The sequence below is a fragment of the Chitinophagaceae bacterium genome, assembly GCA_007695095.1.
In the GTDB taxonomy this organism is placed as follows: Bacteria; Bacteroidota; Bacteroidia; order Chitinophagales; family REEL01; genus REEL01.
In genome coordinates, this window is record REEL01000128.1 from 28,890 (window position 1) to 42,702 (window position 13,813).

17 protein-coding genes are annotated in these 13,813 nt (G+C 35.6%); 9 read left to right on the top strand and 8 right to left on the bottom strand.

Going from position 1 to position 13,813, the window contains the following annotated elements:
- The first annotated feature begins 17 nt into the window (after positions 1–17).
- The 6 genes from EA412_10265 (at position 18) to EA412_10290 (ending at position 5,408) form a co-directional block, all read left to right on the top strand.
- Positions 18–296, top strand: coding sequence for an acylphosphatase (locus tag EA412_10265; protein ID TVR77732.1), 279 nt, complete (start codon positions 18–20; stop codon positions 294–296).
- Between the two features lie 244 nt (positions 297–540).
- Positions 541–2,340, top strand: coding sequence for a PAS domain S-box protein (locus EA412_10270; protein TVR77733.1), 1,800 nt, complete (start codon positions 541–543; stop codon positions 2,338–2,340).
- Between the two features lie 18 nt (positions 2,341–2,358).
- The gene (locus EA412_10275) at positions 2,359–2,775 is read left to right on the top strand and encodes a response regulator (protein ID TVR77734.1); all 417 of its coding nucleotides are present in this window, start codon (positions 2,359–2,361) and stop codon (positions 2,773–2,775) included.
- A 56-nt stretch (positions 2,776–2,831) separates the two neighbouring features.
- A complete protein-coding gene (locus EA412_10280) occupies positions 2,832–4,100 on the top strand; it encodes an acetyl-CoA hydrolase/transferase family protein (protein ID TVR77735.1) in 1,269 nt (422 codons plus the stop codon).
- Positions 4,101–4,141: 41 nt separating this feature from the next.
- The gene (locus tag EA412_10285) at positions 4,142–4,909 is read left to right on the top strand and encodes a 5'-methylthioadenosine/adenosylhomocysteine nucleosidase (GenBank protein ID TVR77736.1); all 768 of its coding nucleotides are present in this window, start codon (positions 4,142–4,144) and stop codon (positions 4,907–4,909) included.
- A gap of 49 nt (positions 4,910–4,958) precedes the next feature.
- Complete coding sequence (locus tag EA412_10290; GenBank protein TVR77737.1) at positions 4,959–5,408, top strand: GNAT family N-acetyltransferase; 450 nt, start codon at positions 4,959–4,961, stop codon at positions 5,406–5,408.
- Between the two features lie 312 nt (positions 5,409–5,720).
- Here EA412_10290 and EA412_10295 read toward each other — a convergent pair whose 3' ends face one another.
- Complete coding sequence (locus tag EA412_10295) at positions 5,721–6,086, bottom strand: hypothetical protein (protein ID TVR77738.1); 366 nt, start codon at positions 6,084–6,086, stop codon at positions 5,721–5,723.
- 478 nt (positions 6,087–6,564) lie between these two features.
- On the opposite strand from EA412_10295, the gene EA412_10300 reads away from it, so the two are divergent.
- The 3 genes from EA412_10300 to EA412_10310 all read left to right on the top strand — a co-directional run bounded on the left by EA412_10300 (position 6,565) and on the right by EA412_10310 (position 9,363).
- Entirely contained in the window at positions 6,565–7,443 is an 879-nt protein-coding gene (locus tag EA412_10300; protein ID TVR77739.1) for a pirin family protein, read from the top strand.
- Positions 7,444–7,538: 95 nt separating this feature from the next.
- Positions 7,539–8,468: a hypothetical protein gene (locus EA412_10305; protein ID TVR77740.1), complete on the top strand. Its 930-nt coding sequence runs from the start codon at positions 7,539–7,541 to the stop codon at positions 8,466–8,468.
- 16 nt (positions 8,469–8,484) lie between these two features.
- On the top strand, positions 8,485–9,363 hold the full coding sequence (locus tag EA412_10310; GenBank protein TVR77741.1) for a pirin family protein: 879 nt from the start codon (positions 8,485–8,487) through the stop codon (positions 9,361–9,363).
- A 288-nt stretch (positions 9,364–9,651) separates the two neighbouring features.
- Here the strand turns inward: EA412_10310 and higA are convergent, their stop codons facing one another.
- The 7 genes from higA to EA412_10345 all read right to left on the bottom strand — a co-directional run.
- Positions 9,652–9,954, bottom strand: coding sequence for an addiction module antidote protein, HigA family (gene higA, locus EA412_10315; GenBank protein TVR77742.1), 303 nt, complete (start codon positions 9,952–9,954; stop codon positions 9,652–9,654).
- Between the two features lie 12 nt (positions 9,955–9,966).
- Positions 9,967–10,248 carry a plasmid maintenance system killer family protein gene (locus EA412_10320; protein TVR77743.1) on the bottom strand — a complete coding sequence of 94 codons (282 nt, stop codon included), beginning with the start codon at positions 10,246–10,248 and terminating at the stop codon, positions 9,967–9,969.
- A 49-nt stretch (positions 10,249–10,297) separates the two neighbouring features.
- On the bottom strand, positions 10,298–10,819 hold the full coding sequence (locus EA412_10325) for a DUF1772 domain-containing protein (protein TVR77744.1): 522 nt from the start codon (positions 10,817–10,819) through the stop codon (positions 10,298–10,300).
- A 66-nt stretch (positions 10,820–10,885) separates the two neighbouring features.
- Entirely contained in the window at positions 10,886–11,695 is an 810-nt protein-coding gene (locus tag EA412_10330) for an AraC family transcriptional regulator (protein ID TVR77745.1), read from the bottom strand.
- A 190-nt stretch (positions 11,696–11,885) separates the two neighbouring features.
- Positions 11,886–12,509, bottom strand: coding sequence for a DUF2306 domain-containing protein (locus tag EA412_10335; protein TVR77746.1), 624 nt, complete (start codon positions 12,507–12,509; stop codon positions 11,886–11,888).
- 265 nt (positions 12,510–12,774) lie between these two features.
- Complete coding sequence (locus EA412_10340; protein ID TVR77747.1) at positions 12,775–13,245, bottom strand: hypothetical protein; 471 nt, start codon at positions 13,243–13,245, stop codon at positions 12,775–12,777.
- A 223-nt stretch (positions 13,246–13,468) separates the two neighbouring features.
- Positions 13,469–13,813: hypothetical protein (locus EA412_10345; protein ID TVR77748.1), on the bottom strand; the 345-nt coding region annotated here is incomplete at its 5' end.

Genomic DNA, 13,813 nt, shown 5'->3' on the forward strand with positions numbered 1-13,813 from the left:
TACATAAAACAGCATATATGTCAACATCTTCATTTGAAATCAACGTTTACGGAAAAGTACAGGGCGTCTTTTTTCGCGCTTACACTTTAGAAACAGCCGAAAAACTATCTTTAAAAGGCTTTGTCAAAAACATGAATGACGGCAGTGTTTATATATTCGTACAAGGTAAATTATCAAAGATTGAGGAGTTGATTGAATGGTGTAAAAAGGGCTCTCCAAATGCTGAAGTAAGTAATGTAATATCTAATGAGGTTAAATCTTCTGAACAATTTACCGATTTTACTATCAGACACTAATTTGTTATAGAATCTAACAAGCTTAACAAGTATTTTTACATCTGCCAACACTTTTTTTATTTAATAGCTGTATTCATTTGTACACATAGCTATCAGGCTAAAATTTCTTTTTTACGCCCACATTTTAATATGTTGGCTTTCAAACTTTAAAACTTATTATTTTATTTTCTATAAAAAAGAAAGCGGACATAACTTCACCACAACTTTAATAAATTTACTATTTTAGTATAAATATATTTTATCTATGAGTGATATCTATTCTTATTTTTCCATTTTAAATTCTATAAAAGATGCTTTAATAGTTCGAGACCTCGCAGGAACTATTCGTTTTTCCAATAAATCAGCTGACCGTTTATTTGGGCATAAAGCCGGAAGTCTGTCCGGTAAAAATATTGAAATTTTAATCCCTGAATCAAAAATTAATGAAGAAAAAAGATTAGTTGAAAGTATATTATGGGGTGAAGATATAGACAATTACGAAACTGTATATATTGGTGCAAAGAAAAAAATAATAAATGTATCTGTCAGTCTTTCCCCATTTAAAGATGAAGTTGGTAAAATTTTAGGCATTACGACAGTACTAAGAAATATTGGTGACAAGATTAAAGACGAGGAGAAGTTTCAGTCATTGCTTGAATCAGCACCTGATGCAATGGTGATAGTTAATAAGTTTGGTCAAATGGTATTTGTAAATACACAAACAGAAAAAATGTTTGGTTATGTCCGTTCAGAATTGTTGGGCAAGGAGGTGGAAAGTCTAATACCCAAACGATTTACAAATAAACATGGAGGACATAGAAAAAACTTTTTTAAGAGTCCAAAGGTAAGGGAAATGGGTGCCGGCCTCGAATTATTCGGAATGCGAAAAGATGGCTCTGAGTTTCCGGTTGAAATAAGTTTAAGTCCACTTAAATTAGAAAATGGAGTATTTGTGTCGGCAGCAATCCGGGATATAACTTTCAGAAAAAAAATCGAAGCCAAATTTAAAGGGCTGTTGGAATCGGCACCTGATGCTATGGTAATAGTAAATAAAAAAGGAGAAATTCAGTTGGTAAACGCACAAACTGAAAAGCTTTTTGACTATAAACGGGAAGAAATTATTGGAAAAAAGGTTGAAATTTTAATTCCTGAAAGATTTAGTAAGGTACACCCTACCCACAGAAAACTTTTTTTTACAGAACCACATACACGTGCAATGGGAGCAGGACTGGAACTTTACGGAAAAAAGAAAGACGGTACTGAATTTCCGGTTGAAATAAGCTTAAGTCCTATTGAAACAGAAGACGGGCTGCTGGTTTCATCTGCCATAAGAGATATAACTGACCAAAGAAATGCAGCAATTGCTCTAAAAGATTATGCTGACAAACTGGAAATTTCAAACAGAGAACTCGAACAGTTCGCTTATGTAGCTTCTCATGATTTGCAGGAGCCTTTACGCAGTATAACCAATTATGTACGTTTACTGGAAATTAATACTAAAGAAAGTCTCCGGGAAGAAACTATACATTTTCTGAAAGTAATTACAAATTCTGCTGAAAGGATGAAAGTGCTTATCCGGGAATTATTAAATTTTTCCAGAATAGGCAGAGACAGGACTGTAACTGAAGTAGACTGTAATTTACTTTTAAAAGAAGTTCTTTCTGATATGCACTACATGATAGAAAACAGCGGGGCAAAAATAAAAGCTGAAAAACTGCCGGTTCTAAATGCAAATGAAATTGAAATAAAGCAATTATTTCAAAACCTAATCAGTAATGCCATTAAATTCAAAAAAAGCGATACTGTTCCCGAAATTCATATTGAGTCTAAAGAAAGTGAAGATTTGTATGAGTTTTCGGTGAAAGACAACGGTATTGGAATAAAAGAAGAACATATGCATAAGCTGTTTTTTATTTTCCAAAGATTACACAACGAAAAAGAATTTCCGGGAACAGGAATAGGCTTAGCAACTTGCAAAAAAATTGTTGAATTAAATGAAGGTAAAATATGGATAAAATCTGAACCCGGTAAAGGTTCTGTTTTTTGTTTTACTTTTCCAAAATAAATTAAAATAAAAAAATATATGAAAGAACTCAACTGTATTTTATTAATAGATGATAACCCTGATGACAACTTTTATCACACCTATGTCATTAATGAAGCTAAAGCTGCGAAACAAGTAAAAGCTGCGCTTACCGGTGAAGAAGCACTTGTCTATTTTGAAAAAACTGAAACAGATCCTGAAAACTATCCCTATCCTGATTTAGTATTTCTTGATATTAATATGCCCGGGATGAATGGTTTTGAGTTTCTCGAAGTAGCCAAAGAAAGAAAAATTATTACTGAGACAAAGCCTGTTGTAGTAATTATGCTATCCAGTTCATTAAATCCTTTTGATGAAACTAAAACAAAAAAAGATTTTTTTAATGAAGTGAAGGAATTTCAAAACAAACCCCTTACTATAGAAATGCTTGAAGAGATAATGAACAAATATTTTTAAAATTCTTTTAAGAGGGTTTTAATTTTTTGTAGTATAGCCGGAAAATAACATTAAAGATGACAACCTTATCCGCAGATGAAGCCATAAAAAAGATACAATCCGGACAACGCGTATTCGTTCAGGGAAGCGCAGCAACTCCATTACATTTACTTAAATCTCTGGAAAAAAGAGCAGAAGAGTTGAATAGCGTAGAATTGGTAAACATCAGTATGTTAGGTGATATTGGAATTAATAAACCTGAATATTCAAAAAGCTTTTATTTTAACTCGCTATTTGTCTCGGCTCCTATCAGGAAAAATGTAAATGAATCAAATGGTGATTACATACCGGTATTTCTCAGTGAAATTCATTTGCTTTTTGACAGGAATGTTTTACCGCTCGATGTCGCATTAATTCATGTATCTCCTCCTGATCATCATGGTTATTGTTCATTGGGTGTTTCTGTTGATATTACGCGTTCAGCGCTCAGAAATGCCAAACATGTAATTGCTCAGGTCAATCCTCAAATGCCCCGCACTCATGGCGATGGAATGATTCATGTGAGCAGGATAGATACTTTTGTGGAAGTTGACGAAGCACTACCTGAAGTAAATTACAGTGATGCTGTTACAGATTGTGAACGGACGATTGGCAAAAATGTAGCTTCATTAATAGATGATTATGCAACACTGCAAATGGGTATTGGCACGATTCCCGATGCTGTTCTAGACTGCCTTAGCGGTCATAAAGAAATTGGTATCCATACAGAAATGTTTTCAGACGGTGTAGTTGACCTGATGCAAAAAGGTGTGATTACTAATAAATACAAGAAGAAACACCGCAACAAAACAGCCACTGCATTTGCTATTGGCACAAGAAAATTATACGATTTTGTAGATGATAATCCGGCTTTTTCTTTTTTAGAAGCCGGTTATGTAAATGACGGAAAAGTCATACGCTCAAATCCAAATGTAGTAGCAATTAACAGCGCCATAGAAATTGATATTACCGGACAAGTTTGTGCCGATTCAATTGGAACTAAACAATATTCCGGAGTTGGCGGACAAATGGATTTTATTCGCGGGGCAGCCCTTTCTGAAAACGGAAAACCAATTATTGCTATGAGTTCTACTACGGGAAAAGGCATTTCAAAAATTACACCTTTCTTGAAACAGGGAGCAGGTGTGGTCACTACCCGTTCACATGTACACTATGTTGTTACAGAATATGGAATTGCCAATCTATTTGGAAAAAACCTGAGTCAGCGGGCGAAAGAACTTATCCGGATTGCTCACCCTGACCACCGGGAAGAGTTGGAAAAAGCGGCTTTCGAAAGATTTAAGTAAATATAAGATGCTGATATTAGGCATTCAGATGTATTAAAAGTATGAAGAATAAAGAGACAATGATTGGCATTATGGGCGCAATGCCTGAAGAAATAGAAGGTATAGCGGCTTTGTTAAAGGATAAAAGAGAAGAAACTCATGGCATGAGAACCTATTATTCAGGTAGCATAAACGGAACTTCTGCCGTAGTTGTCTTTTCAAGGTGGGGTAAAGTAGCTGCCGCCACTACGGTTTCAACATTAATGCACAAATACAATATCACACAATTGATTTTTACCGGTGTTGCCGGTGCCATTTCAGCCGAATTGAATATTGGTGACATTGTGATAGGGAAAAGGCTCATACAGCATGATATGGATGGCAGGCCGTTGATGAAACAGTTTGAAATCCCCTTGTTGGGGAAAACGTATTTTGAATGCGAAAAAAATGAACTTAATCAGGCGCTCAAAGCTGCAAAGGAGTTAACTGAAACCAAAAAAATAAATGCTATTTTTAGTGAAGAGACACGAACCGCTTTTAAAATTACGCAGCCACGCGTATTTACCGGAGACATTGCCAGTGGTGATCAGTTTTTCTCTGACAATACTCAAAAGGAAAATTTAATTAAAGCTTTGCCGGGCGTTTTATGTGTAGAAATGGAGGGCGCAGCAGTTGCTCAGGTATGTTATGAATATTCTGTCCCTTTCAGCATCATCAGGGTAATATCAGATACGGCAGATGATAGGTCTCATGTTGACTTCCCCGAGTTTATCAAATCAGTTTCAAGTAAATATACGGTGGAGCTGATCAAAAATATTTTTGTTCAATAAAAAATGCATCATACCTTAGGCCGTACCTTTTATTTACTAAATAGTTTTAATGGAAAAGAATCAACTCAAGCTAAATTTCAAACAGATAGAACACAATTCAGTTGACTATTGGAAAGCTGTTGAATTGCGGGATAAAGTGTTAAGAAAACCGCTTGGGCTTGAGTTTTCTGAAAAAGAGTTGATGGAAGAACACACTCAAATACATTATGCTGCTTTTTATCAGAATGAATTGATTGCTTGCCTTTCGCTTGTGCCTTTAGATCACAGCAGGATTAAAATGCGTCAGGTTTGTACTCATCCGGATTTCAGTGGAAAAGGAGTTGGGCGGCAACTGGCAAAATTTACAGAGCAGAAATTATCCGAATTGGGCTATAAAACCATTGAATGTAATGCACGCAAAACAGCCGTTTCTTTTTATGAAAAAATGAATTACAAAGTGATAAGCGATGTATTTTATGAAGTAGGTATTGAACATTTTAAAATGGAGAAAAGCCTTTAGGCTGCTTTCTCAAGACCCAAGGATAAAGTAGGCAGGAGGCAGCGGCAGTAGGCAGGGACGTACAACGTACAAAGACCCAAGTCCCAAATTTCAAGAGACCAAGATCCAAGAATTCAAAAATTTAAGGTTGACAATTTTATTAACCCGTCCATAAAAGGGAAAACCTAAAAAATTACCGTCATTATGAGCGCGACTACTGTAAATATTGGATTTTGTACATGCTCCTGAGTCGCGTGTAATAATCTCCTGAATAGAAAGAGCCTATTGAAATCTGTTTGACCCCCCTGCCCCCAATCAGGAGATTGTCACACTTCAAGCCCACCCGCACAGCTCCCCTTTTGAAGCTACCAATGACGGTGGGGTGTGAGGCTGTTCTCTGTCCATTTTCTTCTCAAAGTCTAAGCGTTCCGGTTTTATTGTTTTATTGAACAATCCCTCAAGGCCCGATTTACGGCACAAAAGGCTTTTGTATCGATATAGATGATAAACTCTTTGCAGAAAGATCATAATGAAACTCCCTCGCAGAAGGGATGCGGCCTTTATTCCGCACTTGGGGTACCCGCTGCTTGAATCTTGCGTAAAAAATTTTACTGTCCGACGCAAGGAGTTTAAAATTTTTAGCAAGTGAAAGCACAGCGGGTCAAGGAGGAATTCAGCCGCGATTTTTTTGTTAACCATTTTTTCTAAAAAAAAGGGTTAGAAAGGGTTTTATGATAAAAAATGTAGTGGTAGCTCCATGACACAGGTTGCCTCTTTGAGGAATAGTAAAAAACCTCGAAACTATTGATAAGGAAACAGAAATAGTTAGAAAAGAAGCCTCCAAATAGCCGGGTTTAAAAACTTAATGGAACTTTATCCATTTCAGTCTGCAAGTATTATTACTCCTGAAGCGTTTCAAAAAATATTGGAACAGTAAAAAATAGGTAATTCACCAAACACAATTAGAAAGCTGCTCTAAAAGTAAAAAATCTTCTCCTAAGTCTAATAATTCGTTCCCAAGTTATATTTAACAAGCCCTTTATTCTCAAAAAAGCACAAAAACTAAAAAAATTGCATTGTGATAACCTGACAAAATTCACACTCCCCATTTCATAACATACATCAATGCAGAGATAGAACATACACTGTATTTTTGTAGTAATTAAAATAAATAGTTATGGCAACAAAAAAAACAGAAGTAGTTTTATCGCCCCGCGAGCCGCATTTCGTAGGTGACGGATTTCGGGTGCACAATTTTATTCCAAGCGGTCAAAGAGTTGACATGAAACGCATGGATCCTTTTATCATGCTGGACTATAATTCAAAGTATTATTTCCCGCCGGCAGATAAGCCGAGAGGTGTGGGTGTACATCCGCACAAAGGCTTTGAAACCGTAACAATTGCCTACAAAGGTAAAGTAGCACATCACGACAGCAGTGGCGGCGGTGGAGTAATTAGCGAAGGCGGTGTACAGTGGATGACTGCCGGATCCGGGATTTTGCACAAGGAATATCATGAGGAAAATTTCAGCAAGGAAGGCGGCGATTTTCAGATGGTACAGTTGTGGGTGAACCTGCCTGCAAAAGACAAAAATACAAAACCAAAGTATCAGGGATTTGCCAAGGAGCAGATTGAAAAATACAATTTGGCTAATGGTGCCGGTGTAGTTGAAATCATTGCAGGGGAGTATCACGGAATCAAAGGCGCAGCAAGCACTTTCACACCTATTCATCTGTTGAATGCACGCCTGAACAAAGGAGGAAAAGCAACTTTTAGTTTTCCGGCAAATTACAATACATCCTTACTGGTGATAGAAGGTAGTATAGTGGTAAATGACACTGAAGACGTTCCGGTTAATCATTTTGTATTGTTTGAAAACAGTGGTGAAACCTTTGAAGTGGAAGCTAAAGAAGATGCAGTATTACTCGTTTTGAGCGGCGAACCAATTAATGAACCCATTGCAGCTCACGGCCCTTTTGTGATGAATACTTATCAGGAAATTGCACAGGCCATAGAAGATTTTAATATGGGTAAATTTGGTTATCTTGAGGAGTGATTTTTTTTAGGCTGGAAGCAGGAAGCAGGAAGTATCTTCACACTTTCTTTTTTGAAGTGCTATCCATAATTTTGATATTAATTTAATCTAAAATCATGCAAAACAATATTAAACTACCGAAATTATCTTACAAAGGCTTTGAAAAAAGCAAATTAACGCTCCACCTGTTTTTTCAAATTATAGGGAAAACAAGATTAAGTTATTCACACAGAAAGAATCACTGGTGGTATGTTACCTTATATGCTGACAGCAGGGGTTTTACTACAGGACCTGTATTTACAGAAGATGGCTTGAATACATTTACTATCTCTTTAAATATTCATACTCATCAGATAGAAATTTTTAAAAGCACAGGCGAAAACATGTTTATTGAATTAACCGAAGGAATGACTATTGCTGATTTTTACAATCAATATAAAGCTTTTTTGAATCAACTCGATATACAGTTTGATATACATGATAAGCCTTATGACATGCCTGTAACTAAAAAATTTAGTGAGATTACTGAATACAAGCATTATAACAAGGAATACTCTAAAGATTTGTGGAAGGCTTTTTTATGGATTGATGGTGTATTTAAGGAGTTCAGTGGCCGGTTTTATGGCAAAACCTGTCCGGTTCATTTATACTGGCACTCTATGGATCTCGCTGTTACACGATTTTCCGGAAAAGAAGCACCTAAAATGCCGGAATCGGCAAGACTTTCTGATAAAGACGCATACTCACATGAATGTATCAGTTTTGGTTTTTGGGCAGGAGATGACAATATGCAAGAGCCTGCATTTTATTCATATACTTATCCATCGCCGGAAGGTATAGAAAAGCAAAACCTTTTACCCGAAAAAGCTGAATGGATTGACAGTAACGGAAGTCCAATGGCAATTCTGCGATATAGTGATTTATTAAAATCTTCAAACCCAAGAGTTGATTTATTGGATTTTCTGGAATCAGCCTATCAGGCAGGAGCTTCTCTTGCAGATTGGCCGGTGAAAAAGTTAACAGTTCCACCATTGTCAGCACTTTAAAATTAAATCTAACAACATGTCAAACATTTCACTCATTATAGAAGAACGGGCTGCGGATATCGGCAATTTCATGGTTGGCAGGTTATTGCCTTTCCGTCAGAAACGAGCAGTAGGTCCTTTTGTTTTCATTGACCACATGGGGCCGGCAGAACTGAAGGATTTTGAAAATCTGGATGTCCCGCCGCATCCGCATGTCGGGCTTTCAACACTCACGTATCTTTTTGAAGGAGCCATGATGCATCGCGACAGCATCGGGTCTGTTGTGGAGATTCAACCCGGTGCCGTAAACTGGATGACAGCCGGAAAAGGCGTAGTACATTCCGAGCGGACACCGGAATCACTCAGGAAAACAGAAAAACGATTACACGGACTGCAAATCTGGGTTGCATTACCTAAAGAGTTGGAAGAATCAGATCCCACATTTTCACATATTCCTGCTCAGTATATTCCGCATTGGGAAAAAGATGGTGTTCAAATCAAATTGATAGCAGGAGAGGCTTTTGGCAAAAAATCCCCTGTACCGGTACACAGTGCTTTATATTTTATTGAAATCAAAAGTAAAGCTGCTCAAGCGCTGAATCTCGGTGACGGCTTGTTTGGAGAAAGTGCCTTGTACATTCTTGAAGGCAGTATAAAAAGTGATGGGCATGCATACGGGCCAAAACAAATACTGGTAGCAAAAGACAGTAAGTTGTGTGCTTTTGAAATCAGCGAAAATTCAACGGTTTATATTTTCGGTGGAGAACCTTTTCCCGAAGAGCGGTTTATTAACTGGAATTTTGTTTCCTCCAACAAAGAACGCTTAAAACAAGCGATTGAAGACTGGAAGGAGCAGCGTTTTCCGAAAGTCCCCGGAGAAACAGATTTTGTACCTTATCCTGTAATGAAAGTATGATACGAAAAAGAAAAATGGCTTTAGTCGGAATGAAATAAATAGAATAAATTCTTTTAGGTTTGACTAAAGGACAGGTAATCTAAACCGGCAGAAAGTGATTAACGGCTTTTCAACAACCTATAAAGTTTCACCACTTTTTAAAAGTATCGTGCACAAAAGCATGAATTTTTCCGGTATAATGGAAAAATTAGTACAAATATTTCCGATATAATGGAAATATTAGGGGTTTTTTAGAGAAAGCGGCAGTGAGTATTTTGCTTTTAAATTTAGGGATTTTGAAAAACATCCTCAGGCTACATTTTTATTTTCGAACACATTAATTTTATCTAATTCATTTTTTTTCTCCGCTTTTTCTTCTTCAATGTCATAATCATCTTGTAATCCAAGCCAAAACTTTGCTGAATTGCCAAAATATTTGCTCAGCCGAAGGGCAGTGTCCGCTGTAATTCTTCGTTTACCCTTAATAATTTCTGAAATTCTTGTTTGTGGTATATTCAATTCTTTCGAAAGCCGGTACGCTGTAATTTCAAGCGGTTCAAGAAATTCATAGTAAAGGACTTCTCCCGGATGTACGTTTGCTAACTTTTTCATTTTTTAATTCTTTTAATGATAATCAGTTATTTCAACTTCTTTTGCATTTCCATTATCCCATTTAAAAATGATTCTCCATTGTTTACTAATACGAATGCTATAAAAATCTTTTAGATTACCTGTAAGTTTTTCCAGTCGGTTAGACGGTGGAATGCGCAAGTCAACAATATTCTGTGAATTGTTCAACATTCTCAATTTCCGCCTTCCTACATTTTGAATATTAACCGGTATTTTTTTTACGCGGTATCCATTCCAAATGTTCTCTGTTTTCTTGGAACCAAAAGAAATAATCATAATACTGTATCGCGTTACTAACGCCAAAGATAAGTAAAATATTTTAAAATTAAGATACTTTTTCGCCTCCGGAGCTACTAATAATTTGATAGGTTTTTAAAAAGACAATCATAGTAGCTAAAACAATTGCCATTCTCAGGTAGTTTGCTGTCTGCCAAAGTTCACCGGTTATTCCCAATTGTTCTACAGGTATGTCTTCAAGCGGATCTAAAAACAAAACAAAGTTTTTGGGTAAAAAGTAAGTTAAGGTAAATACTTCTGTCAAAACAACTCCGGCAAGGGCAATCAACATCCACTTGTTAGCAGATTTTGGCCTGTTTCTCAATAAAATAATTGAAGTGATTAAACTTAAAACAGTTAAAGGCACCAGTGTCTGAAAGAAAAATCCCGGATGTGTTACATGGAAAAACTCCCTATAAGCAATCAGCGAGTTGGGAATGTCAGCAGACCAGTTTGGCACTTCAGCAATAATCTGATAAATATTGCCTCCCATAACTGCACTAAAAGCCATCAGTGATATTGAAAAGAGGATAAACCCGATTTTAAAGCGAGTAGATTTTGAATTACTCATATATTTTGCTTTTTAATTTTAACAAACAATACAAAAAAAAAATATTCTGCCCTTTAAAAATTGTATTTAACGGACATATTCAAAAAGATGACCTGCAACATTACTTTTCTTGCTTTGGTAGGCTTTGGGTGTAATTGATGTAAATCTTTTAAAAGTCTTAATAAAATGCGATTGATCTGAAAATTCGCAGGCATAGGCAATCCGGGTAAGTGATAAATTTGAGTAATGAATGAGATCTAATGCTTTTCGATACTTCAAATAAAGCAGTGTATTTTCAGTATTCATTCCGGTTAGTCCGTAAAAAATCCGTGACAAATGACGTGGCGAATAACAGAGCCAATCTGACAAAGTCGGCACATCTAAAGTTTTATTTACCTGCATGCAGAGCAATTCATTAATTGCAAGTTCAAAATCAGTCAAAGAACTTAGGCGCTTGAACAGCCAGTCAGAAAAATAAATTGTTCTTTCCTGAAAAGTTTCTTTCTCTGCAAGTTGATGCCATAAAGTATTAAATGCAGGGTCTACCAGAGTCAGGTCAATACATTGCCTTGCAAATTCTCCGGCAGGTACCTGAAACAGGCTTCTTGTTGCTGTTGCTTGCAACACTACTCCAAACAAAGATTGACTATCCGGTAAATCAAGGGTTATCGGACAAGTGTGATAGCCTTGAATAAAGCATTTTGGAATTTTAAAAGTTTCATTATAAAGTTGAGAATTGAATGCTACTTCAGATGAAAAGTTAAATACAATTTCAACTATCCCTTTTGGTACGATAACCTCTTTACTAAGACCGGTGTTCTTTCGGTTTATCTCCCAAAACAATTGCACCGCATTTTTAAGCGGTTTTTCACGTGGTATGTATACTTGATCTTCCATTATCAAATAATTGTACAGAAACTTTCATCAATTGATGTAAATTTTCTGATTTAGCATCATCATATTCCATAATACACACCAAATATAAAATAAAAACACATATATTCAAAAAGCAAATCTTATTTTTGGCATAAAATTTACTTTATTTATTTCTCAAAATCTATGCATTACACATAATTTTTAGTTCGTTTCACTTCAACTTTTTATGCTTTATCTCATATTTTCGAGACCAAAAGATAATTAACGGAACCAAAATAGCAGTTGGCAATAACCAGGCAATCACTCCGGGTAAAAATGTATTGTTTACGACCAAAAAAGCAGTGATAGTTGCGATGTAACTTCCAATCATTCTCTGAAAGTGCGTTACTAACCAATAATTTTTTACACCTGCTTTGCCCTTAAAATTTAAATAATCCTGATAAACAAAAACTAAACTAATAACTCCAAATACCAAAAATACAATTCCAAAAAAGTTAGATTTGAAAACAAGGTAGAAGCCAAAAGCAATGAAAGCTGCACCGAATAAAAGCATTATAAAAGTCAGCAGCCAATCAATGTGTTTTACATCCGTAATTTTCTTCTTTTTCAAATATCTTTTACCGCTCAAAAGCATATATGCTGTAAAAACACCCACTATAAACAGAAAGTAGTTTGGACGTAAATACGTCATTATAAAAGCCGAAAAAACCGTTAATATCATTGCATAGAAAAAAATATTCCCAATAGATTTATGTCTTTTATCACCTTTTTTGATTAGCAAAATAAACAGACCGATCACCAAACTTATGCCTCCAAAAAAAATGTGGGCAATCATTATAATATTAAATAGTGTCATGGATAGTTTGGTTGAAAGATTGAATTCTTTTATAAAATCAGTTCATCTAATAGATTTCAAATATAATATTATTTTTTAAATTATATACCGCTATTTTTAAAGAGCTTGAATTCCGGTTGTTTTATAAAAAATCCTTTACTAAATTTGGTTATTACAGCTCCAAATATTCAGATGGACGGGAAGTAGGAATAATCTATATAAATAGAAACTTATTTACTATGTGTAAAGCTATTCAAAGTAAAAATTATCTAAAGTCTTTCATTAACTCTTTCATATCTTCTATAGGATAAGCATAGCGTTCTTTTTCTTGCTTACCTGCACTCATTGGGGTGTTATTAATGTGATGGTTAATCAGCTTTAATGGTTTGCCTTGTGAAGGCGGATGTGTATCATGTAATTTGAAAATATATACATATTCATTCATTGTCCCTATTGCTTTTTTATCATTGTTTGTTTTAGTTAATGTTAGGGGCAACAATTTTTGAAAAACCACCAATGCATCATCCGGTTTAATAATTTTATCAAATTGTAATTGTTCAATTAAACGATTCACAAATAAGCTTTCAAAATCTTTCAAATCAGCCTTTTTGATATCCTGAATGATTAAGCAGTAATAGGATTTGTTATTCACGAAAATCAGATTTTTCCTACGGTTCAGGAAAAACAAATGCGCATTCCAGTCTCCCCATGGGTTTTCTTCGGGTGAATCAATCACTTTAATGTTCTTGGGACCGATAAAATCTTTGAGTTTATGCGAGCAGTATATTGTTGTCATTTGATGATGATTTTAGTGTTCAGATTCATCAGGTTTATTTAACGATTTTTGTCTCAATACATTTTTTCTAAAGAAAAGCCAAAATAATATTTTTTTTAGAAAACACAGCCAAAGAATGAATTGATATTCATCATTCAGTCCTATTTCATTCCTATCTTTTTATTTATTTGCTATTTTGATTAGAAGGGTTAAATCTATCCTCTGCCCAATTAGCGGGGTTGTTTTTTATGTATTGTGCAATACGATAATAGGATGTTTTATCGCGAATAATGTGGTCATGAAATCGGGATTGCCATGCGAAATCAGGTTCAATAATTCTCGCTTGTATTGCTACGGCCGATTTGAATCCACGAACAATGGATGCCAAATTTTTTGATTGTGGACCAAATTGATTTTTTGCCGGATTCGATGATGCGGGGAACGCGTGGGATTGTGTAGAGACGCAATGCATTGCGTCTCTACAATGTGATTCACGTTGTTGTTTTTTCCCGCCGTGGTTGGTCTTATT

What these genes read in the sequence shown, in the direction of transcription:
- EA412_10295 (TVR77738.1), bottom strand. Translation starts at nt 6,086, where the DNA reads ATGGTTAACAAAAAAATCGCGGCTGAATTCCTCCTTGACCCGCTGTGC.
- EA412_10270 (TVR77733.1), top strand. Translation starts at nt 541, where the DNA reads ATGAGTGATATCTATTCTTATTTTTCCATTTTAAATTCTATAAAAGAT.
- EA412_10335 (TVR77746.1), bottom strand. Translation starts at nt 12,509, where the DNA reads ATGATTGCCCACATTTTTTTTGGAGGCATAAGTTTGGTGATCGGTCTG.
- EA412_10300 (TVR77739.1), top strand. Translation starts at nt 6,565, where the DNA reads ATGGCAACAAAAAAAACAGAAGTAGTTTTATCGCCCCGCGAGCCGCAT.
- EA412_10320 (TVR77743.1), bottom strand. Translation starts at nt 10,248, where the DNA reads ATGATTATTTCTTTTGGTTCCAAGAAAACAGAGAACATTTGGAATGGA.
- EA412_10285 (TVR77736.1), top strand. Translation starts at nt 4,142, where the DNA reads ATGAAGAATAAAGAGACAATGATTGGCATTATGGGCGCAATGCCTGAA.
- EA412_10290 (TVR77737.1), top strand. Translation starts at nt 4,959, where the DNA reads ATGGAAAAGAATCAACTCAAGCTAAATTTCAAACAGATAGAACACAAT.
- EA412_10275 (TVR77734.1), top strand. Translation starts at nt 2,359, where the DNA reads ATGAAAGAACTCAACTGTATTTTATTAATAGATGATAACCCTGATGAC.
- EA412_10325 (TVR77744.1), bottom strand. Translation starts at nt 10,819, where the DNA reads ATGAGTAATTCAAAATCTACTCGCTTTAAAATCGGGTTTATCCTCTTT.
- higA (TVR77742.1), bottom strand. Translation starts at nt 9,954, where the DNA reads ATGAAAAAGTTAGCAAACGTACATCCGGGAGAAGTCCTTTACTATGAA.
- EA412_10305 (TVR77740.1), top strand. Translation starts at nt 7,539, where the DNA reads ATGCAAAACAATATTAAACTACCGAAATTATCTTACAAAGGCTTTGAA.
- EA412_10280 (TVR77735.1), top strand. Translation starts at nt 2,832, where the DNA reads ATGACAACCTTATCCGCAGATGAAGCCATAAAAAAGATACAATCCGGA.
- EA412_10310 (TVR77741.1), top strand. Translation starts at nt 8,485, where the DNA reads ATGTCAAACATTTCACTCATTATAGAAGAACGGGCTGCGGATATCGGC.
- EA412_10330 (TVR77745.1), bottom strand. Translation starts at nt 11,695, where the DNA reads ATGGAAGATCAAGTATACATACCACGTGAAAAACCGCTTAAAAATGCG.
- EA412_10265 (TVR77732.1), top strand. Translation starts at nt 18, where the DNA reads ATGTCAACATCTTCATTTGAAATCAACGTTTACGGAAAAGTACAGGGC.